This window comes from Halopseudomonas formosensis (genome assembly GCF_900115905.1).
Taxonomy (GTDB): Bacteria; Pseudomonadota; Gammaproteobacteria; order Pseudomonadales; family Pseudomonadaceae; genus Halopseudomonas; species Halopseudomonas formosensis.
In genome coordinates this window covers 23,270-47,809 of the sequence record NZ_FOYD01000016.1, presented here as the reverse complement: position 1 = coordinate 47,809, position 24,540 = coordinate 23,270, and the positions used below count along the sequence as shown (strand labels likewise).

Annotated in this window: 23 protein-coding genes and 1 tRNA gene; 18 read left to right on the top strand and 6 right to left on the bottom strand. The window is 63.2% G+C overall.

Annotated elements, in window-relative coordinates:
* Positions 1-24 precede the first annotated feature (24 nt).
* On the top strand, positions 25-678 hold the full coding sequence (locus BM046_RS15275; RefSeq protein WP_090541021.1) for a YiaD family glycine zipper/OmpA-like lipoprotein: 654 nt from the start codon (positions 25-27) through the stop codon (positions 676-678).
* Between the two features lie 156 nt (positions 679-834).
* Here the strand turns inward: BM046_RS15275 and BM046_RS15270 are convergent, their stop codons facing one another.
* From BM046_RS15270 to BM046_RS15260, 3 genes are all read right to left on the bottom strand, one after another.
* The gene (locus tag BM046_RS15270; RefSeq protein WP_090541019.1) at positions 835-1,743 is read right to left on the bottom strand and encodes an acyltransferase; all 909 of its coding nucleotides are present in this window, start codon (positions 1,741-1,743) and stop codon (positions 835-837) included.
* 70 nt (positions 1,744-1,813) lie between these two features.
* Positions 1,814-3,946, bottom strand: coding sequence for a phosphate acetyltransferase (pta, locus tag BM046_RS15265; RefSeq protein WP_090541016.1), 2,133 nt, complete (start codon positions 3,944-3,946; stop codon positions 1,814-1,816).
* Positions 3,947-3,949: 3 nt separating this feature from the next.
* Positions 3,950-5,167 carry an acetate kinase gene (locus BM046_RS15260; protein ID WP_090541013.1) on the bottom strand — a complete coding sequence of 406 codons (1,218 nt, stop codon included), beginning with the start codon at positions 5,165-5,167 and terminating at the stop codon, positions 3,950-3,952.
* 170 nt (positions 5,168-5,337) lie between these two features.
* On the opposite strand from BM046_RS15260, the gene BM046_RS15255 reads away from it, so the two are divergent.
* Together BM046_RS15255 and BM046_RS15250 are read left to right on the top strand one after the other, a co-directional pair.
* Positions 5,338-5,823, top strand: coding sequence for an FKBP-type peptidyl-prolyl cis-trans isomerase (locus BM046_RS15255; RefSeq protein WP_090541010.1), 486 nt, complete (start codon positions 5,338-5,340; stop codon positions 5,821-5,823).
* A gap of 164 nt (positions 5,824-5,987) precedes the next feature.
* On the top strand, positions 5,988-7,100 hold the full coding sequence (locus tag BM046_RS15250) for an NADH:flavin oxidoreductase (protein ID WP_090541008.1): 1,113 nt from the start codon (positions 5,988-5,990) through the stop codon (positions 7,098-7,100).
* A 55-nt stretch (positions 7,101-7,155) separates the two neighbouring features.
* On the opposite strand, the gene cysZ is transcribed toward BM046_RS15250, so the two are convergent.
* Positions 7,156-7,905 carry a sulfate transporter CysZ gene (gene cysZ / locus BM046_RS15245; protein ID WP_090541005.1) on the bottom strand — a complete coding sequence of 250 codons (750 nt, stop codon included), beginning with the start codon at positions 7,903-7,905 and terminating at the stop codon, positions 7,156-7,158.
* A gap of 139 nt (positions 7,906-8,044) precedes the next feature.
* On the opposite strand from cysZ, the gene trxB reads away from it, so the two are divergent.
* Positions 8,045-8,992: a thioredoxin-disulfide reductase gene (trxB, locus tag BM046_RS15240; RefSeq protein WP_090541002.1), complete on the top strand. Its 948-nt coding sequence runs from the start codon at positions 8,045-8,047 to the stop codon at positions 8,990-8,992.
* Positions 8,993-9,121: 129 nt separating this feature from the next.
* Here the strand turns inward: trxB and BM046_RS15235 are convergent.
* Positions 9,122-9,208: transfer RNA gene (locus BM046_RS15235), tRNA-Leu, on the bottom strand.
* A gap of 120 nt (positions 9,209-9,328) precedes the next feature.
* On the opposite strand from BM046_RS15235, the gene queA reads away from it, so the two are divergent.
* From queA to secF, 5 genes are read left to right on the top strand one after another with little or no spacing between them, the layout of a single operon-like run.
* Positions 9,329-10,378, top strand: coding sequence for a tRNA preQ1(34) S-adenosylmethionine ribosyltransferase-isomerase QueA (queA, locus tag BM046_RS15230; protein WP_090541058.1), 1,050 nt, complete (start codon positions 9,329-9,331; stop codon positions 10,376-10,378).
* A gap of 5 nt (positions 10,379-10,383) precedes the next feature.
* The gene (gene tgt, locus BM046_RS15225; protein WP_090541055.1) at positions 10,384-11,502 is read left to right on the top strand and encodes a tRNA guanosine(34) transglycosylase Tgt; all 1,119 of its coding nucleotides are present in this window, start codon (positions 10,384-10,386) and stop codon (positions 11,500-11,502) included.
* Between the two features lie 56 nt (positions 11,503-11,558).
* Complete coding sequence (gene yajC, locus BM046_RS15220) at positions 11,559-11,900, top strand: preprotein translocase subunit YajC (protein WP_090540999.1); 342 nt, start codon at positions 11,559-11,561, stop codon at positions 11,898-11,900.
* 56 nt (positions 11,901-11,956) lie between these two features.
* On the top strand, positions 11,957-13,837 hold the full coding sequence (secD, locus tag BM046_RS15215; RefSeq protein WP_090540996.1) for a protein translocase subunit SecD: 1,881 nt from the start codon (positions 11,957-11,959) through the stop codon (positions 13,835-13,837).
* A 12-nt stretch (positions 13,838-13,849) separates the two neighbouring features.
* Positions 13,850-14,761 (top strand): protein translocase subunit SecF, encoded by a 912-nt coding sequence (gene secF / locus BM046_RS15210; protein ID WP_090540993.1) that lies wholly within the window; start codon positions 13,850-13,852, stop codon positions 14,759-14,761.
* 166 nt (positions 14,762-14,927) lie between these two features.
* Here the strand turns inward: secF and suhB are convergent, their stop codons facing one another.
* Complete coding sequence (suhB, locus tag BM046_RS15205) at positions 14,928-15,743, bottom strand: type III secretion system regulator SuhB (RefSeq protein ID WP_090540990.1); 816 nt, start codon at positions 15,741-15,743, stop codon at positions 14,928-14,930.
* Between the two features lie 147 nt (positions 15,744-15,890).
* On the opposite strand from suhB, the gene trmJ reads away from it, so the two are divergent.
* From trmJ to hisS, 9 genes are all read left to right on the top strand, one after another.
* Entirely contained in the window at positions 15,891-16,661 is a 771-nt protein-coding gene (gene trmJ, locus BM046_RS15200) for a tRNA (cytosine(32)/uridine(32)-2'-O)-methyltransferase TrmJ (RefSeq protein ID WP_090540989.1), read from the top strand.
* 1 nt (position 16,662) lies between these two features.
* Positions 16,663-17,487, top strand: coding sequence for a serine O-acetyltransferase (cysE, locus tag BM046_RS15195; protein WP_090540986.1), 825 nt, complete (start codon positions 16,663-16,665; stop codon positions 17,485-17,487).
* Positions 17,488-17,496: 9 nt separating this feature from the next.
* A complete protein-coding gene (locus BM046_RS15190) occupies positions 17,497-18,651 on the top strand; it encodes an IscS subfamily cysteine desulfurase (protein ID WP_090540983.1) in 1,155 nt (384 codons plus the stop codon).
* Between the two features lie 120 nt (positions 18,652-18,771).
* Positions 18,772-19,200 (top strand): nucleoside-diphosphate kinase, encoded by a 429-nt coding sequence (gene ndk / locus BM046_RS15185; protein ID WP_090540980.1) that lies wholly within the window; start codon positions 18,772-18,774, stop codon positions 19,198-19,200.
* Positions 19,201-19,237: 37 nt separating this feature from the next.
* Positions 19,238-20,383 carry a dual-specificity RNA methyltransferase RlmN gene (gene rlmN / locus BM046_RS15180; RefSeq protein ID WP_090540978.1) on the top strand — a complete coding sequence of 382 codons (1,146 nt, stop codon included), beginning with the start codon at positions 19,238-19,240 and terminating at the stop codon, positions 20,381-20,383.
* A 23-nt stretch (positions 20,384-20,406) separates the two neighbouring features.
* Positions 20,407-21,165, top strand: a complete 759-nt coding sequence (pilW, locus tag BM046_RS15175; protein ID WP_090540975.1) for a type IV pilus biogenesis/stability protein PilW — start codon at positions 20,407-20,409, stop codon at positions 21,163-21,165.
* The gene (locus BM046_RS15170; protein WP_090540973.1) at positions 21,165-22,112 is read left to right on the top strand and encodes a RodZ domain-containing protein; all 948 of its coding nucleotides are present in this window, start codon (positions 21,165-21,167) and stop codon (positions 22,110-22,112) included. Before pilW ends, BM046_RS15170 begins: the two co-directional genes overlap by 1 nt.
* A gap of 9 nt (positions 22,113-22,121) precedes the next feature.
* Positions 22,122-23,234 carry a flavodoxin-dependent (E)-4-hydroxy-3-methylbut-2-enyl-diphosphate synthase gene (gene ispG, locus BM046_RS15165; protein ID WP_090540971.1) on the top strand — a complete coding sequence of 371 codons (1,113 nt, stop codon included), beginning with the start codon at positions 22,122-22,124 and terminating at the stop codon, positions 23,232-23,234.
* 24 nt (positions 23,235-23,258) lie between these two features.
* Entirely contained in the window at positions 23,259-24,539 is a 1,281-nt protein-coding gene (hisS, locus tag BM046_RS15160) for a histidine--tRNA ligase (RefSeq protein WP_090540969.1), read from the top strand.
* Position 24,540 lies beyond the last annotated feature (1 nt).

Sequence of the window (24,540 nt, the reverse complement as noted above, 5' to 3'; positions counted from 1 at the left end):
GATTTGTGAATCAAGGAAAAGCGTATGAAGATCAAAGCACTGATTGCCGCTTCCGCCTGCGTGGCGCTGCTGGCTGGCTGTACCAACAACCCCTATACCGGTGAGCGTCAGGCAGGCAAGGCCGGCGTCTACGGTGGGACCGGCGCCGTGGCCGGCGCGGTAATCGGAGCCGCCACCTCCAGCAAGAAGGACCGTGCCAAGGGCGCCCTGATCGGTGCTGCTGTTGGCGGCGCCGCGGGTGGCGGGTACGGCTACTATGTGGACCGCCAGGAGCAGCGTCTGCGTCAGGAGCTGACCGGTACCGGTGTGCAGGTAGTGCGTAACGGTGACAACCTGCAGCTGGTCATGCCGGGCAACATCACCTTTGCCAGCAGCTCGGCGGATATTTCCAGCAGCTTCTATCCGACCCTGAATTCCCTGGTCAAGGTGTTCAAGGAATTCGACCAGAATGGCATCGACATCGTCGGCCACACCGACAGCACAGGTTCGCTGGAACTGAACATGCGCCTGTCCCAGGACCGCGCTTCCAGCGTGGCCTCCTACCTGACCAACCAGGGCGTATCCGGTGCGCGCATCAGCAGCCGTGGCGTTGGCCCCAGCCAGCCGATCGCCAGCAACAACACTCCCGAAGGTCGCGCGCAGAACCGCCGCGTGGAGATCAACCTGCGTCCGCTGTGATGCCTGGTTGATGTGAGCAACGAGAACGGGGCCTGCGGGCCCCGTTCTTGTTCATGTGGTTTCGTTTGGGCTAGCGCCCCCAGCGTCCCTGTCGACGAGCAGGTACTGCTCCTGGGAGGGACGAGCACCAGCTCGTCCAGCGTGATCGCCCTGTAACTACCTTCCCGGCGGATACTCCCGATGCAGCTCTGCCAGCAGGGCATCCTTCTCCTCCCACAGCGAGCTGACCCAGGCCTGGAAGCGGGCGCGGAATTCCGGATCGTTGTCGTAATCCTGGCCGAGAAACTCCGCCGGAATGGTACGGGTCTGGCAGCGCATCACCACCTTGCGGATGCGGCCGCTGAGCAGATCCCAGAAGGTCGGCGCGCCATCGGGGTAGTGGATGGTGATATCCACCAGCGAACGCAGCTGCTCGCCCATGGCATCCAGCACGAAAGCGATACCGCCGGCTTTGGGTCTGAGCAGGTAGCGATAGGGAGACTGCTGCTGTGCATGCTTTTCAGGTGTCAGGCGGGTGCCTTCGAGAAAGTTGAATACCGCCACCGGGGTCGCTTTGAACTTCTCGCAGGCGCGCTGGGTGGCGAGCCGATCCTGACCGGCCTTTTCCGGGTGTTTGGCCAGGTAGGCCTTGCTGTAGCGCTTCATGAAGGGGAAATCCAGCGCCCACCAGCAGATGCCGATTACCGGCACCCAGATCAGCTCCTGCTTGAGGAAGAACTTGAGCATGGGCATGCGCCGGTTGAGGTTGTGCTGCAGGGCAAGGATGTCGACCCAGCTCTGGTGGTTGCTGGTGACCAGATACCAGCCGTCATGGTCCAGCTGGTCGCGACCCTGGACGACCCACTCGGTACGGCCGGCCAGGCGCATCCAGCCACTGTTGAATGCCATCCAGCTCTCGGCAATGCGGATCATTACCCGGGTCAGAAAACGCTGCCAGGCCGGGATGGGCAGCAGTGCCTTGAGCAGCGAACAGGGCAGCAGCAGGCTGAACCAGAACAGGGTGTTGAGGATCAGCAGCAGCAGCGAAATAACCCCGCGAACGGGTGCAGGCAGGAAGAACAGCATCGTCTGGCAACTCACTTGAGGGCGCGGCGGCCTGGTTGTTGTCACTTTCAGGCCGCCGCCCCTGTCACGGTCAGTTCTGGGTATCGGCCTGTATGGCAGTCAGTGCGATTGTAAACACGATGTCGTCCACCAGGGCACCCCGGGACAGGTCGTTCACCGGCTTGCGCAGGCCCTGCAGCATGGGGCCCACGCTGATCACGTTGGCGCTGCGCTGTACCGCCTTGTAGGTGGTGTTGCCGGTGTTCAGGTCGGGGAAGATGAAGACCGTGGCCTTGCCCGCGACCAGACTGTCCGGTGCCTTCTGCTGGCCGACGCTGGCAATCGCGGCGGCATCATACTGGAGAGGCCCGTCGATCAACAGTCCCGGCTCGCGCTCGCGCGCCAGCTGGGTGGCCTTGCGTACCTTCTCCACATCCTCGCCGGTGCCTGAGCTGCCGGTGGAGTAGCTGATCATCGCCACCCGCGGCGGGATGCCGAAGGCCTCGGCCGAACGCGCACTCTGGATGGCGATTTCCGCCAGCTCCTCGGCATCGGGGTCCGGGTTCACTGCGCAGTCGCCGTACACCAGTACCTGATCGGGCAGCAGCATGAAGAACACCGAGGACACCAGGTTGTATCCCGGCGCGGTCTTGATCAGCTGGAAGGCCGGGCGGATGGTGTTGGCGGTGGTATGGATGGCACCGGATACCAGGCCGTCGACCTCGTCCAGAGCCAGCATCATGGTGCCCAGCACCACGTTGTCCTCCAGCTGCTGCAGCGCCACCGGCGCGGTCAGGCCGCGATCCTTGCGCAGCTCGACCATGGGGGCCACATAACGCTCGCGCACCTCGTCCGGGTCGATGATCTGCAAGCCCTCGGGCAGGGTGATGTGATGGGCGCGGGCTACCGCTTCCACCGACTCGGGCTTGGCCAGCAGCACGCACTGGGCTATGCCCCGGCGCTGGCAGATGGCCGCGGCCTGCACGGTACGCGGCTCGTCTCCCTCGGGCAGCACGATGCGCTTGCCGGCCTGCTGGGCCCGGGTCACCAGGTCGTAGCGGAAGGCCGGGGGCGACATGCGGCGTTCGGTGGTTTCCCCGCAGCGGCGCTGCAGCCAGGCATGGTCGATATAGGAGGCGACAAAGTCGGTCACCAGGGTAGTGCGCTCGGTGTCGTCGACGGGGATTTCCCGGTTCATGCGATCGAGCTGGGAGGCGGTGGCAAAGCTGCCGGTTTCCACCAGCACTATCGGCAGACCGTTATCCACTGCCGGCTGGCACAGCTGCATGACGCGTTCATCGGGCACGATGTTGCCGGTCAACAGCAGGCCCGCCAGCGGCGTACCGGACAGCGACGCCAGGCTGCTGGCGATGATGATGTCGTCCCTGTCCCCCGGTACCACCAGCAGGGTGCCCGGACGGAACAGGTGCAGGGTGTTGGGTACGGTGCGGGCACAGAGAATGATGTCGCGCACGCGGCGCTGATGCATCTCGCCGGGATGCAGGATGCGGGCGTTGAGCAGGCTGGCTACATCCGAGGTGCGCGGGGCGCTGAGCTCACCCTGCCACGGAATGCAGCCGATCAGACGGAAGCCTTCGGTATCCAGTACCCGGGATTCCTGCTTGAGTGCCAGCGCGTAATCCTTGAGGGTGCGCTTGAGCTCACCGCGGTCGCTGGGCACGTCCCCCTCCAGCTCCAGGTCCCGCACCTTGTTGATGATTACCCCCAGCACCTTGGGATCGTTCGGCCCGCCGAAGCCCTGGGCATGCAGCTCGATGCGGTGGGCCAGACTGGCCAGATTGTCGTCGTCCGGGGCGCTGACCAGGATCACGTCGGCGTCCAGGCTGGTAGCGATATGCTGGTTGATGCGCGCGGCATAGGCCGCCTGGCGGGTCGGGACCATGCCTTCGACCACCACCACGTCCGCGTCTCTGGCTGCTTCGCGATAGCGGCTGACAATATCCTCCATGACTTCGTCGAGTTCACCGTTGCCCAACCGCCGTTCGACCTCATGCAGGTCCAGCGGGGCTGGAGGCTGCAATCCCATGGTCCGGCTGATCAGTGCGGTGGAACGCTCCGGTCCGCTGTCGCCCGGGTGCGGCTGGGCAATGGGTTTGAGAAAGTGCACGCGCAGGCCGCTGCGCTCCAGCGCGCGGATCAGCCCCAGGCTGACCGACGTCAGGCCCACACCAAAGCCCGTCGGGGCGAGAAAAAAGGTATGCATGAATCAGGCTTCCTGTTCCGCTGACTGGGTGGCAGTGAAATCGAGCAGCGCCAGGCATTCCTCGGCGATCTGCCGCTCCTCGTCAGTAGGTATGACCAGAATGGCGGGCGAATGCTCGGCCTGGATCTGCCGCGCGGGGTTGCCCGGCGGTGTCGCATTGGCGGTGGGGTCGATGGCCAGTCCGAACAGAGCCAGATGGCGTACCGTGAGCTCGCGCACCAGGGGCGAGTTCTCGCCGATGCCGCCGGTGAAGATCAGTCCGTCCAGACGTGGCAGCGCCACGGCCAGCCCGGCCAGTGAACGGGCCAGGCGGTAGCAGAACACGTCGATGGCCAGGCTCGCGCCGGCGTGGCCGTCGGCCCGGGCGGCAACCAGGGTGCGCATGTCGTTGGACAGGCCGGACAGCCCCAGCAGGCCGCTCTCGCGGTTGAGCATGTTGTCGATGCGTTCCAGATCCCAGCCCAGGTTGCGGGCCAGATGCGAATGCAGGTTGGGGTCCACGTCGCCGCTGCGGGTGCCCATCACCAGGCCTTCCAGCGGGGTCAGCCCCATGCTGGTATCCAGACTTCTGCCATCGAGCACGGCGCAGGTGGAGCAGCCATTGCCCAGGTGCGCGGTCAGCCAGGCGCCGTGGCCGGGCTCCATGCCCATCAGCAGGCTGGCCTGGCGGGACACATAGCGATGGCTGGTGCCATGAAAGCCATAGCGGCGCACGCTGTGTTCGGTATACAGGTACTCGGGCAGGGCGTAACGGTAGGCGTGGGGCGGCATGCTCTGGTGAAAGGCGGTATCGAAGATGGCGATGTGCGGAATATCCTCGAACACTCGCATGGCTTCATTGATACCGGTCAACTGCGCCGGATTATGCAGCGGCGCAAGGGTCGAACTGTCCGTGATCGCCTGGATGACCCTATCGTCGATGACGCTGGCGCCGGTGAAATGCTCGCCGCCATGCACGATACGATGGCCGACGGCGGCCAGCGGCTGATGGGCAAAGCGCTTGATCAGCGGCAGCAATTCGGCCATGGCGGAGCGGTGGGTGCCATCGGCAATGAGCACCTGCTCGCGGATATCTCCTGCCTTCCAGTTCAACACCCCCTCGGCCGTGCCCAGCCGCTCGGCCAGACCGCTGAGTACCGGGGTGCGATCGGCTTCGCCGAGCAGTGCGAATTTCAGGGATGAACTGCCACAATTTATGACAAGTACCAGTCGATCGGTCATGGTGCTCCATTACTAAGCTGTTGAGTCGAGGGCTGTTTTGGCGCATCCCGCGCCGCAGCTGGAATTCTCCCGTTATACCCCAGGCGCAGCAGCAGGGGAACCGCCCGTGCGTTTCCGCGCATTTATGCGTAAACTGACAGCTTCAAAGCCTCAATTCACAGGATTTTTTTATGCAGATTGCTGCCAACAAAGCCGTATCGATTGACTACACCCTGACCAACGATGCCGGCGAAGTACTGGACACCTCCGCAGGCGGCGAGCCGCTGGTATACCTGCACGGCGCAGGCAACATCATTCCCGGGCTGGAGCGTGAGCTGGATGGCAAGCAGGTCGGCGATGAACTGAAGGTGACCATCGAGCCGGAAGACGCCTACGGCGAATTCTCCGCGGATCTGGTGGCCGTGCTGGGTCGCAACATGTTCGAAGGCGTTGACGAGCTGGAAGTGGGCATGCAGTTCCATGCCTCCGCTCCGGATGGCGGCATGCAGATCGTCACCATCACTGCCCTGGACGGTGATGAGGTCACTGTCGATGGCAACCACCCGCTGGCAGGTCAGCGCCTGACCTTCGAAGTCAAGGTAGCGGCGGTACGTGACGCGACCGAAGACGAAATCGCCCATGGTCACATCCATGGCGACGGTGGCGTGCACCACTGATAGTGCCCGGAGCCGGCCTGCGGGCCGGCTTTCCCCGCAGTTCCCCCGCCGCATCCGGATGACAGGTATTTCTGTCCCGCCATCATTGACATCAATTCAAGTTTAAAAAGGTCGAACTGACCTTATAGTGGCCCTCCAGTCCAATTTGCAGGAGTGTTTGCCCGATGTCCGCACAAGCCAGTCTGTTGTTCAAGCCAGTGGAGCTGGGCTCCCTGAAGCTGCCCACGCGCCTGGTGATGGCGCCCATGACGCGCAACTTCTCGCCCAAGGGTGTGCCCACTGATCAGGTGGTGGAATACTACCGCCGTCGCGCCGCTGCCGGTGTCGGCCTGATCATCAGCGAAGGCACCACTGTGCCGCACTGCGCCGCCAACGGCTATCCGAACGTGCCGCAGTTCCACGGTGAAGAAGCACTGGCTGGCTGGAAGAAGGTGGTAGATGCCGTGCACGCGGCCGGCGGCAAGTTTGCCCCGCAGCTGTGGCACGTCGGCAACGTGCGTCGTCTGGGCACCGAGCCCGACCCGAGCGTGCCGGGCTTCGGTCCCATGGCCAAATACAAGGACGACAAGCTGATCGTTCATGGCATGACCCATGAGGATATTCAGGATGTGGTCCGGGCCTTTGCCCAGGCGGCGAAGGATGCCAAGGCAATCGGTTGCGATGCGGTCGAGCTGCACGGTGCCCATGGCTACCTGATCGACCAGTTCTTCTGGGAAGGTACCAACCAGCGTGACGACGAGTACGGCGGCAGCATGGAAAACCGTGGTCGCTTCGCGGTGGAGATCATCCGCGCGGTGCGTGAAGCGGTTGGCCCCGATTTCCCGATCATTTTCCGTTTCTCCCAGTGGAAGCAGCAGGACTACACCGCACGTCTGGCGCCCACGCCGGAGCTGCTGGAACAGTTCCTCAAGCCGCTGGCTGAAGCGGGTGTGGACATCTTCCACTGCTCCCAGCGCCGCTACTGGGAGCCGGAGTTCGAAGGGTCTTCCCTGAACCTGGCCGGCTGGACCCGCAAGATTACCGGCAAGCCCTGCATCACCGTGGGCAGCGTGGGCCTGGACAGCGAGTTCCTCGAGTACATGGTCAAGACCGACAAGGTCGCCAAGACCGACGCCAACATCGACGATCTGCTGCAGCGTCTGGACAATCAGGAGTTCGATCTGGTCGCGGTGGGCCGGGTGCTGATCTCCGATCCGGAGTGGGCAACCAAGCTGCGTGAAGGCCGGATTGACGAGATCCTGCCCTTCAGCCGCGAGGCTCTGAAGGCGCTGAACTGATCTGTTCGACTGCTGTTCCGGTGGCCGGGCCGGAACAGCAGTACGCTTGAACCGGTCAGGCCGCCGAGCGGGGGCCGGGGCCTTCCCGTACCCACAGCAGGGTAGAGCCGGCCACCGCCGACGGCATCACCAGCAGGTTCACCAGCGGAATCAGCATGCCGACGTACACCGGCAGACCGAAGCCCAGTGACACTCCCCGATGCCCGCGCATCCAGCGCAGCATGTCGATGAATCCCACCTGATCGTTATCCGCCTGGTAGTCGATGTACTGCACCGCCATCATCCATACCCCGAACACCAGCAGCAGGGGTGACGCCACCAGGTTGACCACGGGAATCAGCGTCAGCAGCAAAAGCCCGATGAGTCTGGGCAGGTAATAGACGATCTTGCGGCATTCACGGCCCAGGCTGCGGGGCACCACCATGACGATCTCCCGCCAGCCGGTCGGTGGACTGACCAGCCCGCGTTCCTGCTCGGCGACCTTCTCGGCCAGAAAGCCGTAGAAGGGCGAGGCAATCAGGTTGGCCAGCATGCTGAAGCCGAAAAACAGCACCAGCAGTACCACCAGCGCGAACAGCGGCCACAGCAGCCATTCAACGAAGGCGGCCCAGTCGGGCAGGTGGGGCATGAGGCGATCCATCCAGTAGTTGAACTGGCGTGCGCCCCAGCCTATCAGCGCCAGAAACAGCGCCAGGTTGAGCAGCAGCGGAATCACCAGAAAGCGGCGCAGGCCGGGCTGGCGGATGCGCTGCCAGCCTTCGCGCAGGTAGCCTGAACCACGCAGGGGAGCAATGGCTTGGGTCATCAGTAGTCCTTTGTCAGCGGCAATAGGGATACACTATGCGCCTGATATAGTGACAGCAGTATTCTTCGCCTGCTCAGTGCTCTACCATGCAGGCGGTGAATTTCAATCATACCGCTGCGGCGGTGATCTGGAGGAATCAATGTCTGAAGCACGCCACTCCCGTCTGATCATTCTGGGCTCCGGCCCGGCTGGTTACAGCGCCGCAGTCTACGCCGCACGGGCCAACCTCAAGCCGCTGCTGATCACTGGCATGCAGATGGGTGGTCAGCTGACCACCACCACCGAGGTGGACAACTGGCCGGGCGACGTTGAAGGTCTCCAGGGTCCGGATCTGATGGAGCGCATGCGCAAGCACGCCGAGCGCTTCGAGACCGAAATCGTCTTCGATCACATCAACAAGGTGGACCTGCAGCAGCGCCCCTTCGTGCTGACCGGCGACCAGGGCGAGTACAGCTGCGACGCCCTGATCATCGCCACCGGTGCCTCCGCCCGCTACCTGGGGCTGCCCTCGGAAGAGGCCTTCATGGGCAAGGGTGTGTCGGCCTGCGCCACCTGTGACGGTTTCTTCTACCGCAACCAGGATGTGGCCGTGATCGGTGGCGGTAATACCGCTGTGGAAGAGGCCCTGTACCTGGCCAATATCGCGAAGAAGGTCACCCTGGTACACCGCCGCGATACCTTCCGCGCCGAGAAGATTCTGGTCGACAAGCTGATGGCCAAGGTTGCCGAGGGCAAGATCGAGCTGAAACTCAACGCCAATCTGGATGAGGTGCTGGGCGATGACAGCGGCGTCACCGGCATGCGCCTGGCATTCAACGACGGCCGCAAGGAAGACATCGCCCTGGCCGGCGTCTTCATCGCCATCGGTCATACCCCCAACACCAGCCTGTTCGAAGGTCAGCTGGAGATGAAGGATGGCTATCTGAAGATCAACAGCGGCACCGAAGGTAACGCCACCGCGACCAATATCCCGGGCGTGTTCGCCGCCGGTGACGTGGCCGATCATGTCTACCGCCAGGCCATTACCTCGGCTGGTGCCGGTTGCATGGCGGCGCTGGATGCGGAAAAGTACCTGGATCAGCAGTAAGGCCTGTTTCCTCCTCTGCCTTCAGGGCAGGGGAGGGCAGTAATCGCCCACAAAAAAACCGGCTCCGGGCCGGTTTTTCATGCTTGTCTGAGCTGTTGAGGGCCATTCCCTGGGAAGTGCCCTGGGAAATGGTGCCCCGGGGGAGAATCGAACTCCCACTCTGTCACCAGAAGCGGATTTTGAATCCGCCGCGTCTACCAATTCCGCCACCGAGGCGTCGGACAAGCCGCGCGGAGTATACGGAGGCTTTGCCGCGCCGGTCAATGGTTTCCATGGCCGGGAAGGCGGTTTTCCGCTACCATTAGCGCCCTTTTCTGCAATGCCGGTATGCCTTTCATGCGCGTCAGCGATTTCCATTTCGACCTGCCTGACAGCCTCATCGCCCGTCATCCGCTGGCCCAACGCCGAGCCAGTCGGCTGCTGTGTCTCGATGGCCCCAGCGGTACCCTGGAGCACCGGCGGTTCGCCGAGCTGCTGGAGTACCTGCGGCCGGGCGACCTGATGGTATTCAACAATACCCGGGTCATACCGGCGCGTCTGTTCGGGCGCAAGGAAACCGGCGGGCAGCTGGAAATTCTGGTGGAACGGGTGCTGGATGAGCACCGGGTGCTGGCCCATGTGCGGGCCAGCAAGTCGCCCAAGCCGGGCAGTCGCATCCTCCTTGCGGATGACAGCCAGGTCAGCATGCTGGCGCGCCACGATGCCCTGTTCGAGCTGGGCTTTGCCGAGCCGGTGCTGCCGCTGCTTGATCGCATCGGCCATATGCCGCTGCCGCCCTATATCGATCGGCCGGACGAGAGTGCCGACCGGGAACGGTATCAGACGGTCTATGCGCAGCGCGCCGGTGCGGTGGCGGCGCCCACGGCGGGGCTGCATTTCGACAGCGAGCTGCTGGCGGCGATCCGCGACCTCGGCGTGGAAACGGCCGAAGTCACCCTGCACGTGGGTGCCGGTACCTTCCAGCCGGTAAGAGTGGAGCGGATCGAAGACCACCACATGCACAGCGAGTGGCTGGAGGTTGGCCCGGACGTGGTGGCGGCGGTGCAGGCCTGCAAGGCCCGGGGTGGGCGCGTCATCGCGGTGGGTACCACCAGCGTGCGCTCGCTGGAAACCGCCGCGCAGTCCGGAGAGATTGCGCCCTACAGCGGTGATACCGATATCTTCCTCTACCCCGGTCGACCCTTCCATGTGGTCGATGCGCTGGTCACCAACTTCCACCTGCCGGAGTCGACCCTGCTGATGCTGGTGTCGGCCTTTGCCGGTTACCGCGAAACCATGGCCGCCTACCGGGCGGCGGTGGAAAATGGATACCGTTTCTTCAGTTACGGTGATGCGATGTTCATCACCCGCAATCCGGATGCCCGTGGGCCCGAGGATGAACAATGAGTCATATGCAGTTTGAAGTGTTCGCCACCGACGGCAAGGCCCGTCGGGGGCGCCTGACCTTTCCCCGCGGTGTGGTGGAAACCCCGGCCTTCATGCCGGTGGGTACCTACGGCACGGTCAAGGGCATGCTACCCCGGGATATCAAGGATATAGGCGCGCAGATCATTCTGGGTAATACCTTCCACCTGTGGCTGCGCCCGGGCACCGAGGTCATCCGCAAGCACGGCGACCTGCACGATTTCATGCAGTGGCAGGGACCGATCCTCACCGACTCCGGTGGGTTCCAGGTGTTCAGCCTGGGCGCCATGCGCAAGATCAGGGAGGAGGGGGTGTACTTTTCCTCCCCGGTGGATGGTGCCAAGGTGTTCATGGGACCCGAGGAGTCCATGCAGGTGCAGCGCGAGCTGGGGTCGGACATCGTGATGATCTTCGACGAGTGCACCCCGTACCCCGCCGACCACGATACCGCTCGCCGCTCCATGGAGCTGTCGCTGCGCTGGGCTCAGCGCTCGAAGAATGCCCACGAGGGCAACCCCTCGGCCCTGTTCGGCATCGTCCAGGGCGGCATGCACGAGGACCTGCGGGCCCGTTCGCTGGACGGGCTGTGCGAGATCGGCTTCGACGGCCTGGCCATCGGCGGTCTGTCGGTCGGCGAGCCGAAGGAGGACATGATCCGAATTCTGGACTTCCTGCCGCCGCTGATGCCACCGGAAAAGCCCCGGTACCTGATGGGCGTGGGCAAGCCGGAGGATCTGGTCGAGGGCGTGCGCCGCGGCGTCGACATGTTCGACTGCGTCATGCCTACCCGCAACGCCCGAAATGGTCATTTATTCACCGACACCGGCGTGGTAAAAATCCGCAACGCGGTGCACCGCCACGATGACTCGCCGCTGGATCCGGCCTGCGATTGCTATACCTGCCGGCATTTCACCCGATCCTACCTGCATCATCTGGACAAGTGCGGGGAAATGCTCGGCAGCATGCTCAACACCATTCACAACCTGAGACATTATCAGCGGTTGATGGATGGTTTGCGCGGTGCCATTCAACAGGGTACATTGACCGACTTTGTGGATAACTTCTACGCCAGGCTCGGCCGGCCGGTCCCGCCCCTGGAGACTTGAACAGCGGTCAGGAAGCCCCATTATCTTCTTGCGATTACATAAAACAGGAGTGTTACATGAGTTTCTTCATCTCCAGCGCCATGGCCCAGACAGCAGAAGGTGCGGGTGCACCGCCGGCAGGCTTTGATGCCATGAGCCTGATCTTCCTGGTCGGCTTCGTGGTCATCTTCTATCTGATGATCTGGCGTCCCCAGGCCAAGCGTGCCAAGGAACACAAGAATCTGATCAGCAGCCTGAGCACCGGCGACGAAGTGGTCACCAACGGCGGTATCCTCGGCAAGGTGAAGAAGGTCACTGACGAGTTCATCGTTCTGGAAGTGAGCGAAGGTCAGGAGCTGAAGTTCCAGAAGGGAGCCGTGGTTGCGGCACTGCCAAAGGGCACCCTGAAAGCCATCTGATTTCTTAGACAGTTTATCCGGGCGCATGATGCGCCCGGTTCGTATCGGGCCCTGACATGCTCAACCGTTATCCGCTGTGGAAATACCTGCTTATCGTGGTCGTGCTGCTGCTCGGCCTTGTATATGCCACCCCCAACCTCTACCCCGACGATCCGGCTATCCAGATTTCCGGCATCAGCTCAACCCAGACCATCGAACAGAGCGATCTCGAACGCATCGAGCGTGCCCTGAACGAGGCCGGAATCCAGACCAAGGGCATCGAGCTGAGCGACAACGCCGGCTCGGGACTGGTGCGCCTGGTCGAGCGGGATGATCAGCTGCCGGCCCAGGACATAGTGCGCCGTACCCTGGGCAACGAGTTCGTGGTAGCCCAGAATCTGGCTCCCACCACGCCGCAATGGCTGCTCAACATCGGCGCCGGTCCCATGAAGCTGGGCCTGGACCTGGCCGGCGGTGTGCACTTCCTGCTGGAAGTGGACATGGAGAAGGCCATCGAGGCGCGCATGAATGTCTACGACAGCGAGCTGCGCAGCCTGTTCAGAACCGAGCGCGTGCGCTATCGCAGTCTGCCCAAGCAGGGCAATGTCCTGCAGTTCGGCTTCACCGAAAGTGACCAGCTCAGTGCCGCCCAGCGCCTGATCAACAGCAAGTACAACGAATTCCAGATCACCACTACCCGTCGTGACAACATGGATGTACTGCGTCTGGCGCTGACCGACGCCAAGCAGAGCGAGATTCGCAACTACGCGGTGAGTCAGAACCTGACCACGGTGCGCAACCGGGTGAACGAACTGGGTGTGGCCGAACCGCTGGTTCAGCGCCAGGGTGCCAACCGCATCATCGTCGAGCTGCCGGGCGTGCAGGATACTGCCGAAGCCAAGCGGATCCTGGGCAAGACCGCCAACCTCGAGTTCCGTCTGGCCGCCGAGCCCAATGCGCCTCGTGCCACCGTGGAGACCTTCGAGTTCCGGGATGGCATGGGTCGCCCGCCGGCGGATGTCGAGCGCAGCATTATCCTCACCGGTGACCAGGTCACCGACGCCCAGTCCAACTTCGACGAGAACGGTCAGCCCCAGGTCAATATCCGCCTGGACGGCCATGGCGGCGAGCTGATGTCCCGCGCCACCCGCAACAACGTCGGCCGGGGCATGGCGGTACTCTTCATCGAGCAGCGCGAAGTACCCCGTACCGTGATGCAGGAAGTGGATGGGGTGATGCAGGAAGTGACGGTGCCCAGCTTCGTTGAGGAGAAGTCCATCATCAGCCTGGCCACCATCCAGAGCACCCTGGGCAACCAGTTCCGCATCACCGGTCTGGGTTCGCCTGCCGAAGCCTCCGAGCTGGCGCTGCTGCTGCGCGCCGGTGGTCTGGCGGCGCCCATGCACTTTGCCGAGGAACGCACCATCGGGCCGAGCCTGGGGGCTGAGAACATCGCCAACGGTATCGCGGCGACCCAGCTCGGTTTCGTCCTCGCCATGCTGTTCATGGTGGTGGTCTACCGCGGCTTCGGTGTGCTGGCCAGTATCGCCCTGAGCTTCAACCTGGTACTGCTGCTGGCGCTGATGTCGCTGCTGGGCGCCACCCTGACCCTGCCTGGCATCGCCGGTATCGTATTGACTCTGGGTATGGCCATTGACGCCAACGTGCTGATCTTCGCGCGAATACGCGAGGAGTTGAAGAACGGCGCCTCGGCGCAGCGGGCCATTCACGAGGGCTTCGACAAGGCCTTTACCGCCATTCTCGACAGTAACCTGACCACGCTGCTGGTCGGCGCCATCCTGTTCGCCATGGCCTCCGGCCCGATCAAGGGCTTCGCCGTCACGCTGTCGCTGGGTATTGTCACCTCGCTGTTCAGTGCCATCCTGGTAACCCGCGCCATGATCAACCTGATCCTCGGCGGGCGTACCGGCAGAACACTCAGCAGAATCTGGCTGTGAGGAGCCGAACAGATGCTTAATAAAACCATCAACTTCATGCGCTGGCGCAAGCCGTTCTACGTCATCGCACTGGTATTCTGTCTGGCCTCCATCGCCAGCCTGGTCGTCAAGGGGCTGAACTTCAGTCTGGACTTCACCGGGGGGGCTCAGGTCGAGCTGAGCTACAGCGAGCCGGTAGATCTGGCGGCTGTGCGCCAGACGCTGCAGGCGGCCGGACTTGGCGATGCCATAGTGCAGAACTTCGGTTCCACATCGGACGTCATGATCCGTCTGGCCAGTGATGACCCCAACGTGGGCAGCCGGATTGCCCAGCTGATCCGTGCCGACAACGCGGACCAGGAAGTTACCGTCAAGCGGGTGGAGTTCATCGGCCCGCAGGTCGGTGAGGAGCTGCGTGACCAGGGCGGTATCGGTCTGCTGCTGGCCCTTGGCGGCATCCTGCTGTACGTGGCCATGCGCTTCCAGCTCAAGTTCTCCACCGCTGCGGTGGTGGCGCTGCTGCACGACGCCATCTTCACCCTGGGTATCCTGTCGTTCTTCAACATTCCCTTCGACCTGACGGTGCTTGCGGCACTGCTGGCCGGGGTGGGCTACTCGCTGAACGACACTATCGTGGTATTCGACCGGGTGCGGGAGAACATGCGACTGATGCGCAACTCCGATCTGGCCGAAGTGATCAACGTCTCCACCACCCAGACCCTGGCCCGTACCCTGGCAACCTCGGTGTCCACTATCGTGGTGCTGATGTCACTGCTACTGGTCGGCGGCGAGTCACTGTACGGTTTTGCCCTGACGCTGATCGTCGGTGTGATCATCGGCACCTACTCGTCCATCTACGTGGCGAACGGTCTGCTGATGACCCAGAATCTGACCCGCGAGGATCTGATTCCCAAACAGCTGGAAGAGGTCGACGACCGCCCCTGAGGGCAGCACGTCGAGCTGAGGCAGTAAGCAAAAACCCCGGACAGCAATGCTGTACCGGGGTTTTTCTTGCTTGTCACACTTGTGGCTTGTGGCTTGTGGCTTGTGGCTTGTGGCTTGTGGCTTACCGCTTACCGCTTACCGCTTGAAGCTTGCCTCCGCCTCTGCCTCAGCGCTTCATCGCCGGTGTCAGGTGCGGCTGGATGGCGGTCAGCACGGCCTTGAAGCACTTCGGATTGCCGGCAACGACCTGGCCCTTTTCCAGGAACTGGTGGCCACCGGTGAAGTCGCTGATCAGGCCGCCCGCTTCCTGAATGAGCAGGCCACCGGCGGCCATGTCCCATTCGGCCAGACCGAATTCCCAGAAGGCGTCATAGCGCCCGGCGGCGACGTAGGCCAGATCCAGGCTGGCGGCGCCGCAACGGCGGATGCCAGCGGTCTGGCCGACCAGGCTTCGGAACATGCCCAGATAGTTGTCCAGGTCATCGATCTGGTCCTGCTTGAACGGGAAGCCGGTACCCAGCAGGGCGCCGTCCAGGCTCTTGCGGTTGCTTACCCGCAGGCGCTTGCCGTTGAGTGCTGCACCCCGACCGCGGCTGGCGGTGAATTCTTCCTGGCGTACCGGATCGAGAATGACCGCATGCTCGATGCGACCCTTGATGCGGCAGGCGATGCTCACGGCAAAGTGCGGTACGCCGCGCAGGAAGTTGGTGGTGCCATCCAGCGGGTCGATGATCCAGACGATATCCGCGCCTTCACCCTGGCCGGGCTGGAAGCCGGACTCTTCGGCGTGAAAGCCGTGATCCGGGTAGGTCTTGCGCAGATGATTGATGATGGTCTGTTCTGCAGCCCGGTCGATTTCGCTGACGTAGTCGTTCGCTTCCTTCTCGTTGACGGTCAGGATGTCCAGCCTCTCCATGGAGCGATAGATCAATTCTCCGGCACTGCGGGCGGCGCGCAGGGCGATGTTCAACATGGGCTGCATAGGGGGTATCTCTGGTAGGGTACGAAAAGCCGGAAATTATAGCAGAGTTGCCGGCTCAGTTGCACAAATGCATCGTAGTCAGTCATCGGCAGATTTTAGTAAGATGTCTGCCTTTCCCTTTGCCTCGCTGCAGCTCTGGAGTGTCCCTTGTTCGATGATATTCGCGTGGTCCTGGTGAACACCAGCCATCCCGGCAACATTGGTGGCGCTGCCAGGGCGATGAAAAACATGGGGTTGAGCCAGCTGGTGCTGGTCGACCCCGAGCGCTTCCCTGACGCTGAAGCCAGCTCCCGCGCCTCGGGTGCCGACGACATTCTGGCCAATGCCCGGGTGGTCGCGACGCTGGAGGAGGCGCTGGCCGATTGCCTGCTGGTTCTGGGCACCAGTGCCCGGGATCGCCGCATCCCCTGGCCAGTGGTGGATCCGCGGGAGGCGGCGGACAAGGTGCTGGATCAGCTGGAGTCGCCGGCCGGCGGCCCGGTCGCGCTGGTATTCGGCCGCGAGCACTCCGGGCTTACCAGTGAGGAGCTGCAGCGTTGCCGCTACCATGTGCATATCCCGTCCGACCCCGACTTCAGTTCGCTGAATCTGGCGGCGGCGGTGCAGGTGCTGAGCTACGAGCTGCGCATGCAGAGTCTCGGGCGCCAGGGGCTGTCGACCACCTTTGCCAAGCCGGCGGCCGAGGAGGAACCCCCGGTAACCGCCGAACAGATGGAGCTGTTCTACCAGCATCTGCAGCAGGTGATGGTGGAGATCGGCTTCCTTGATCCCCAGCAGCCGAAGAAGCTGATGTCGCGTCTGCGCCGGCTATACGAGCGCGGCCAGCCCAATCAGGTGGAGATGAACATCCTGCGCGGCATACTGACAGAAACCCAGAAGGCCATCGGCGTCAAGGCGGCCGGTGCGCGGAGAGGCTGATATGTTCGAAGGTGTGAAGGAAGATATTGCCAGCGTATTCCATCGGGATCCTGCGGCGCGCAGCCGGTGGGAAGTGCTGCTCTGCTATCCCGGACTGCACGCGGTGTGGCTGCACCGCATCGCCCACTGGCTGTGGCTGCGCGATGCGCGCCTGCTGGCGCGCATGGTATCCAACCTGGGTCGCTGGCTGACGGGAATCGAGATCCATCCCGGCGCCCGGGTCGGTCGCCGCTTCTTCATCGACCATGGCATGGGTGTGGTGATCGGCGAGACGGCCGAAATCGGCGATGACGTCACGCTCTATCAGGGGGTTACCCTGGGTGGTACCAGCTGGAACAAGGGCAAGCGCCATCCGACCCTGGAGGACGGAGTGGTGGTCGGCGCCGGCGCCAAGGTACTCGGACCCTTTACCGTAGGCAAGGGCGCCAAGGTGGGCTCCAACGCCGTGGTGACCAAGGCCGTGCCGGCGGGGGCGACCGTGGTAGGTATCCCGGGGCGCATCATCGTCCGCGACGAGAGCGGAGTCGACGAGCAGGATCCGATCCACAGTCAGCGCCAGGCCATGGCGGAGAAGATCGGCTTCGACGCTTATGGCGTGACGCGGGACATGCCGGACCCGGTGGCCCGTGCCATCGGTCAGATGCTGGATCACATGCACGCGGTCGACAGCCGCATCGAGGGCATGTGCAAGGCGCTGAACGACCTGGGCAGCGACTATTGCGCCCGGGATCTGCCCAAACTGGATAGTGAACAATTTGAAGCGCTGATCGAGGAACCGCAGCAGCCTGCGCCGGAGCAGGGTGACGAAGCGGCCGGTCGGCCCTGAGGAGTGATGATGAAACTGCCCGTCTACCTGGACTATGCCGCGACCACCCCGGTTGATCCGCGGGTGGCGCAGAAGATGTGCGGCTGCCTGACCATGGATGGCATCTTCGCCAATCCTGCGTCCCGCTCACACCAGTATGGCTGGCAGGCGGAGGAGGCGGTCGAGCTGGCGCGCCGTCAGGTGGCCGATCTGGTCGGGGCCGATCCCAGAGAGATCGTCTGGACCTCCGGCGCGACCGAGTCCGACAACCTGGCGATAAAGGGCGCAGCCCATGCCCGGGCCGAACGCGGACGACATATCGTCACCTCCATGATCGAGCACAAGGCGGTGATAGACCCCTGCCATCAGCTGGAGCGCGAGGGTTTTGAAGTCACCTGGCTCAAGCCCGGACCGGATGGGCGGATTACCCCGCAGCAGCTGGCCGAAGCGCTGCGCGAGGACACCATCCTGGTGTCGCTCATGCACGTCAACAACGAGATCGGCGTGATCAACGATATCGCGGCCCTGGGCGCGGTGGCGCGGGAGCGGGGCATCCTGTTTCACGTGGATGCGGCCCAGTCCACCGGCAAGCTGCCGATCAATCTCAAGCAGCTGCCGGTGGATCTCATGTCCTTCAGCGCCCACAAGAGCTACGGACCCAAGGGGGTCGGCGCGCTCTACGTGCGGCGCGCTCCGGATGTGCGTATCGAGGCGCAGATTCACGGTGGCGGGCACGAGCGGGGCATGCGCTCGGGAACCCTGGCTACCCATCAGCTGGTGGGGATGGGCGAGGCCTTTGCCCTGGCCGGGGCAGAGATGAAGGCCGAGACCCAGCGCATCGCCGGGCTGCACTGGCAACTGCTGGACGGGCTCAGTGGTCTCGAGGGTGTCTCGCTGAACGGGTCGGCCGAACATCGGGTCCCGCACAACCTGAACCTGGCCTTTGACGGGGTGGATGGCGAGCTGCTGCTGCTGGCCCTGCGCGACCTGGCGCTGTCCACCGGGTCGGCCTGTACCTCTGCCTCGGTGGAGCCGTCCTATGTGCTGCGGGGCATAGGTCTGCCCGATGCACTGGCGCACAGCTCCATCCGCCTGTCACTCGGGCGTTTCACCACCGCCGAGGAGGTGCAGCATGCCGCCGAGGTGCTGTGCACCGCCGTGGAACGGCTGCGCCAGAGCCGGTAAGACCGCGTAGCAAACTCGATGGCCGGGCCTGTTACGCATTTGGGGTCAACCTGCGTATAATCTGCGGGTTAACAATTCCTGTTATCTGTCCATCCATTTTTTCAAACTCTGGAGAGTTTCATGGCCGTAGAACGCACCCTGTCCATCATCAAGCCCGACGCCGTTGCCAAGAACGTGATCGGCCAGATCCTGACCCGTTTCGAGCAGGCCGGTCTGCGCATCGTCGCTGCCAAGATGGTTCAACTGTCCCAGGCCGACGCCGAAGGCTTCTACGCCGAGCACAAGGAACGCCCCTTCTTCAAGGATCTGGTCAGCTTCATGACTTCCGGTCCGGTTGTGGTCCAGGTTCTGGAAGGTGAAGGTGCCGTACTGAAGAACCGCGAGCTGATGGGCGCCACCAACCCCAAGGAAGCTGCTGCCGGTACCATCCGTGCCGACTTCGCCGAGTCCATCGACGCCAACGCCGTCCACGGTTCCGACTCCACCACTTCGGCTGCCCGTGAAATCGGCTACTTCTTCGCCGAAACCGAGCTGTGCCCCCGCGCCTGAGGCCCGGCCACAGACACCAGATGAGTGATGTATCGCAATGACTGATGCTGCAAAGGTAAATCTGCTCGGCCTGACCCAGGCCAAGCTGGAAGCGTTCTTCGAGGAGCTCGGAGAAAAGCGTTTCCGTGCCGGACAGGTCATGAAGTGGATACATCACTTCGGTGTCGACAACTTCGACGACATGACCAATCTCGGCAAGGCACTGAGGGAAAAGCTCAAGGCCCGTGCCGAGATTCGCGGTCCCGAGGTGGTCAGTGAGGACATTTCCAAGGACGGCACCCGCAAGTGGGTGGTGCGTGTCGCGTCCGGCAGCTGCGTGGAAACCGTGTATATTCCGCAGAACGGGCGGGGCACCCTCTGTGTATCCTCCCAGGCCGGCTGCGCGCTGGACTGCAGTTTCTGCTCCACCGGCAAGCAGGGCTTCAACAGCGACCTGACCGCCGCCGAGATCATCGGCCAGGTGTGGATCGCCAACAAATCCTTCGGCACCGTACCGGCCAAGATCGACCGGGCGATCACCAACGTGGTGATGATGGGCATGGGCGAGCCCCTGCTCAACTTCGACAACGTGGTCGATGCCATGACGCTGATGATGGACGATCTGGGCTATGGCATTTCCAAGCGCAAGGTGACGCTCTCGACCTCGGGTGTGGTCCCCATGATCGAGAAGCTGGGTGAGGTGACCGACGTGGCCCTGGCCCTGTCGCTGCACGCGCCCAACGACGAGCTGCGCAATCAGCTGGTGCCGCTGAACAAGAAATACCCGCTCGCCGTGCTGCTGCCGGCGTGCAACAGATACATCGCCGGGCTGGGCGAAAAGCGCTACCTGACCATCGAGTACACCCTGCTCAAGGATGTGAACGACCAGCCGGAACATGCACAGCAGCTGATCGAGCTGCTGCGCGAAACACCCTGCAAGATCAACCTGATACCCTTCAATCCCTTCCCCTATTCCGGGTACGAGCGGCCAAGCAACAATGCCATCCGCCGCTTCCAGGACATGCTGCATAACGCCGGCTACAACGTGACCGTGCGTACCACCCGGGGGGATGATATCGATGCAGCCTGCGGACAGCTGGTCGGCCAGGTTATGGACAGAACCCGGCGCAGTGAACGCTACATCGCAGTACGCCAGCTTGCTGACGAGCAGCCTGGGGTGGTGCAGCCGACAAGTCGCAATTGACATCCAATCGAGGAACGAGCGTGATGAGAAAGCATTTTGTCGCCATTGGACTACTCAGCCTGTTGCTGGTCGGCTGTGTGACCACCACCGACCAGCCGCGCCGCCAGGCTGATCCTGTTGAAGCAAGGGATGCCTATATACAGCTGGGCCTGGGCTATCTGCAGAAGGGCGAAACCGAACGGGCCAAGGCGCCCCTGCGCGAAGCCCTGAAACTGGACTCCCGCTCCGAGGCTGCCCACGTCGCGCTGGCGCTGGTCTTTCAGCAGGAAGGGGAGATCAAGTCCGCCGAGCAGCACTTCCGCTCCGCTCTGGCCGTCGCGCCGAATAATGCGCGGATCCTGAACAACTACGGCGCCTTCCTCCTGGAACAGCAGCGTTACAGCGAGGCGCTGACCTATTTTACCAAGGCGTCGGAAGACACCTTCTATGGCGAGCGCTCTCGGGTGTTCGAGAACCTGGGTCTGACCTATCAGAAACTGGACCGGCCGGAGGAGGCGCGCGCGAGCTTCGAGCGGGCCCTGCGCCTGAACAGCCGTCAGCCCCTGGCCCTGCTCGAGATGGCTCGCATCGAATTCGAGAGCGAGAACTACGTGCCTGCCTGGAATTACTACCTTAGCTTCACCCAGTTGTCGGCACAGAATGCCTCCAGCCTGTGGCTGGGCGTGCAGCTGGCCCGGCGTTTCAATGATCACAATCGTGCGGCCAGCTACGCGCTTCAGCTGCGGCGCCTGTACCCGGCAACGCCGGAAGCGCGGGCGCTGGCCGAGTCGGAGTCTTCCTGATGACCGTGGAAGAGCTGGAACAGGGGATCAGCAACCCCGGAGAATTGCTGCGACGCGAGCGTGAGCGGGTCGGCTTCACTGCCGAAGAAGTCGCCGCCCACCTGCATCTGTCAAAAACCACTCTGGGTTACCTGGAAGCCGGCCGTTTCGATCGTCTGCCAGGGGACACCTTTACCCGCGGCTACATACGGTCCTATGCCAGGCTGCTGAAGCTGGATCCCGGCACTCTGGCCCGACACTACGACCGCTACACCGGTAGCGAAGGGCGCGATACCCGGGTTACCAGTATCAACCGAATCGAAACCCCGCGGCGTACCGGCCGGCTGATCATGGGTGTCAGCACCCTGGTCATCGTAGCCGGCATGCTGGCCTTGGGGCTGTGGTGGTGGAGCGACAGCCGTGAGGCGTCACTGCCCGCAGACTCGAACACAGTGCAGGACCTGCTCGAAGATGTGCAGGTAGACTCCATGGTGCTGCCGGAGAGCTTCAGGGAGCAGGTTGACAATGAAGCCGACGACAGCAGCCAGCTGCAGTCCGAGGATGCTCCGGCGCAGATCACCGAGCAGGAGCAGTCAGCGGACCAGACTGCCGCCGAGCCGGTGGCCGCAGCCGCGCCAGCCGGCGTGCCGGCCGAGCCCGTCACCGCTGAGCCTGAGACATCCGCCGCGGCTCCTCAGCCGGCGGAGCAATCGGCCGCAGCATCGGGCAACGGCCTGGTCATCACTTTCTCGGCCAACTGCTGGGTCCAGGTCAGCGTCCCCGGCGGCCGCATCCTGCACAGCGGGCAGATGGGTCCCGGGCAGACTCTCAACATCGATCAGTCCGGTCCGCTGGATCTGGTCATAGGCGCAGCGGATGCGGTATCGACCATTGAATACAAGGGCCAGCCGGTGCAGCTCAATGCCAACCGTCAATCGGGTGTGGCACGCCTGCGCCTGGGCCAGTAAGAGGTATACATGCATCACGAATCCCCGGTGAAACGAAGAAAATCCCGCCAGATCCGCGTCGGCTCGGTTCTGGTTGGCGGCGATGCGCCCATCTCGGTGCAGAGCATGACTAACACCGACACCTGTGACGTCGCCGCCACCGTGGGGCAGATTCGTCAGCTGGAGGCGGTGGGAGCGGATATCGTGCGGGTATCGGTGCCGACCATGGAGGCTGCCGAAGCCTTCGGCCAGATCCGTCAGCAGGTGAAGATCCCGCTGGTGGCCGATATCCACTTCGACTACAAGATTGCCCTGCGCGTCGCCGACCTGGGTGTCGACTGCCTGCGTATCAATCCCGGCAACATAGGTCGCGAGGACCGGATCCGTCAGGTGGTGGATGCGGCGCGGCATCACGGGATCCCGATCCGCATCGGCGTCAACGCCGGCTCCCTGGAAAAGGACCTGCAGAAGAAATACGGCGAGCCGACCCCCGAGGCCCTGCTGGAATCGGCCCTGCGCCATGTCGAGCATTTCGACCGGCTCGATTTCCAGGACTTCAAGGTCAGCGTCAAGGCCTCCGACGTGTTCATGGCCGTCGGCGCCTACCGCCTGCTGGCCCAGCAGATCGAGCAGCCCCTGCACCTGGGCATCACCGAAGCCGGCGGCCTGCGGTCCGGTACAGTCAAATCCGCGGTGGGCCTGGGCATGCTGCTGGCCGAGGGCATCGGTGACACCATCCGCATCTCCCTGGCGGCGGACCCGGTGGAAGAGATCCGCGTCGGCTTCGACATTCTCAAGTCCCTGCGTCTGCGCTCGCGCGGCATCAACTTCATCGCCTGTCCCAGTTGCTCCCGGCAGAACTTCGATGTGGTCAAGACCATGAACGAGCTGGAGTCGCGCCTGGAGGACGTACTGGTACCCATGGACGTGGCCGTCATCGGCTGCGTGGTCAACGGACCGGGCGAAGCCAAGGAAGCCGATATCGGTCTGGCCGGCGGCTCGCCGAACAATCTGGTCTATGTGGATGGTGCGCCCAGCGAGAAAGTGACCAATGACAATCTGGTGGATCGGCTCGAGCGGCTGATCCGCGACAAGGTTGCCGCGAAGAAGGCCCTGGACGACAACACCATAGCCCGGGGCTGACAGCCTGAATTCGAAGGAAGTGCAATTTTGAAGAACCTGCAAGCCGTGCGCGGCATGAACGATATCCTGCCGGGCGACAGCGCACTGTGGCAGTACCTGGAGTCCACCGTGGCGCACCTGCTGGCCGGCTATGGCTACCAGCAGATCCGTCTGCCGATCGTCGAGCCCACCGAGCTGTTCAAGCGTTCCATCGGTGAGGTGACGGATATCGTCGAGAAGGAGATGTACACCTTTGCCGATCGCAATGGCGATTCGCTGACCCTGCGCCCCGAGGGCACCGCCGGTTGCGTGCGGGCCATGCTCGAGCACGGCCTGCTCGGCGGTGGCGTCAGCCACAAGGTCTGGTACACCGGGCCGATGTTCCGCCATGAGCGTCCGCAGAAGGGGCGTTACCGCCAGTTCCACCAGATCGGGGTGGAAGCCTTCAACCTGACCGGGCCGGACATCGACGCCGAGCTCATCGTGCTCAGCTGGCGTCTGTGGCAGCGTCTGGGCCTGGCCGAGGCGGTGACTCTGGAGCTGAACAGTCTGGGCACCAGCGAGGATCGTGCACGCTACCGCGAGGAGCTGGTGGCCTATCTGCGGGCCCGCTTCGACCAGCTCGACGAGGACAGCCAGCGCCGACTGGAAACCAATCCGTTGCGGGTACTCGACAGCAAGAACCCGGATACCCAGGCGCTGCTGGTGGATGCGCCTAAACTGGCCGATTACCTGAGCGACGATGCCCGCACCCACTTCGAGGGCCTGCGCGCCCTGCTGGATGCTGCCGGTGTTCCCTACGTGATCAACCCGCGTCTGGTGCGCGGGCTGGACTACTACGGCCTGACGGTTTTCGAATGGGTTACCGATCGTCTCGGCGCCCAGGGTACCGTCTGCGCCGGCGGCCGCTATGATGGGCTGGTCCAGCAACTGGGCGGCAAGCCTGCGCCCGCGGTGGGTTTCGCCATGGGCATGGAGCGTCTGCTGCTGCTGATCGAGACCCTTGGCAAGGTGCCCGCCGAACTGGCCCGCCAGGTGGATGTCTATCTGGTCACCCTGGGCGAGGGTACCCAGCAGGCCGCGCTCCGGCTGGCGGAACAGTTGCGTGATGCCTTGCCTGACCTGCGTCTGGTAGTGCATTGTGGCGGCGGCAGTTTCAAGAGCCAGTTCAAGAAGGCCGACAAGTCGGGCGCCCTGTATGCGCTGATCCTCGGCGAAGCCGAAGCCGCCGCCGGTCAGGTGGGGCTCAAGCCGCTGCGTGAGGATGGCGAGCAACTGAATCTGGCCTGGTCCGAGGTGCCGCAGCACCTGGCCAACCTGTTATAAA

Excerpts from the sequence above, each read along its gene's own strand:
- BM046_RS15270 (WP_090541019.1), bottom strand. The coding sequence starts at position 1,743 with ATGCTGTTCTTCCTGCCTGCACCCGTTCGCGGGGTTATTTCGCTGCTG.
- cysE (WP_090540986.1), top strand. The coding sequence starts at position 16,663 with ATGTTCGAAGGTGTGAAGGAAGATATTGCCAGCGTATTCCATCGGGAT.
- rlmN (WP_090540978.1), top strand. The coding sequence starts at position 19,238 with ATGACTGATGCTGCAAAGGTAAATCTGCTCGGCCTGACCCAGGCCAAG.
- pilW (WP_090540975.1), top strand. The coding sequence starts at position 20,407 with ATGAGAAAGCATTTTGTCGCCATTGGACTACTCAGCCTGTTGCTGGTC.
- BM046_RS15275 (WP_090541021.1), top strand. The coding sequence starts at position 25 with ATGAAGATCAAAGCACTGATTGCCGCTTCCGCCTGCGTGGCGCTGCTG.
- pta (WP_090541016.1), bottom strand. The coding sequence starts at position 3,946 with ATGCATACCTTTTTTCTCGCCCCGACGGGCTTTGGTGTGGGCCTGACG.
- BM046_RS15255 (WP_090541010.1), top strand. The coding sequence starts at position 5,338 with ATGCAGATTGCTGCCAACAAAGCCGTATCGATTGACTACACCCTGACC.
- tgt (WP_090541055.1), top strand. The coding sequence starts at position 10,384 with ATGCAGTTTGAAGTGTTCGCCACCGACGGCAAGGCCCGTCGGGGGCGC.
- cysZ (WP_090541005.1), bottom strand. The coding sequence starts at position 7,905 with ATGACCCAAGCCATTGCTCCCCTGCGTGGTTCAGGCTACCTGCGCGAA.
- BM046_RS15170 (WP_090540973.1), top strand. The coding sequence starts at position 21,165 with ATGACCGTGGAAGAGCTGGAACAGGGGATCAGCAACCCCGGAGAATTG.
- BM046_RS15260 (WP_090541013.1), bottom strand. The coding sequence starts at position 5,167 with ATGACCGATCGACTGGTACTTGTCATAAATTGTGGCAGTTCATCCCTG.
- yajC (WP_090540999.1), top strand. The coding sequence starts at position 11,559 with ATGAGTTTCTTCATCTCCAGCGCCATGGCCCAGACAGCAGAAGGTGCG.
- secF (WP_090540993.1), top strand. The coding sequence starts at position 13,850 with ATGCTTAATAAAACCATCAACTTCATGCGCTGGCGCAAGCCGTTCTAC.
- trxB (WP_090541002.1), top strand. The coding sequence starts at position 8,045 with ATGTCTGAAGCACGCCACTCCCGTCTGATCATTCTGGGCTCCGGCCCG.
- BM046_RS15190 (WP_090540983.1), top strand. The coding sequence starts at position 17,497 with ATGAAACTGCCCGTCTACCTGGACTATGCCGCGACCACCCCGGTTGAT.
- secD (WP_090540996.1), top strand. The coding sequence starts at position 11,957 with ATGCTCAACCGTTATCCGCTGTGGAAATACCTGCTTATCGTGGTCGTG.
- ispG (WP_090540971.1), top strand. The coding sequence starts at position 22,122 with ATGCATCACGAATCCCCGGTGAAACGAAGAAAATCCCGCCAGATCCGC.
- ndk (WP_090540980.1), top strand. The coding sequence starts at position 18,772 with ATGGCCGTAGAACGCACCCTGTCCATCATCAAGCCCGACGCCGTTGCC.
- BM046_RS15250 (WP_090541008.1), top strand. The coding sequence starts at position 5,988 with ATGTCCGCACAAGCCAGTCTGTTGTTCAAGCCAGTGGAGCTGGGCTCC.
- suhB (WP_090540990.1), bottom strand. The coding sequence starts at position 15,743 with ATGCAGCCCATGTTGAACATCGCCCTGCGCGCCGCCCGCAGTGCCGGA.
- queA (WP_090541058.1), top strand. The coding sequence starts at position 9,329 with ATGCGCGTCAGCGATTTCCATTTCGACCTGCCTGACAGCCTCATCGCC.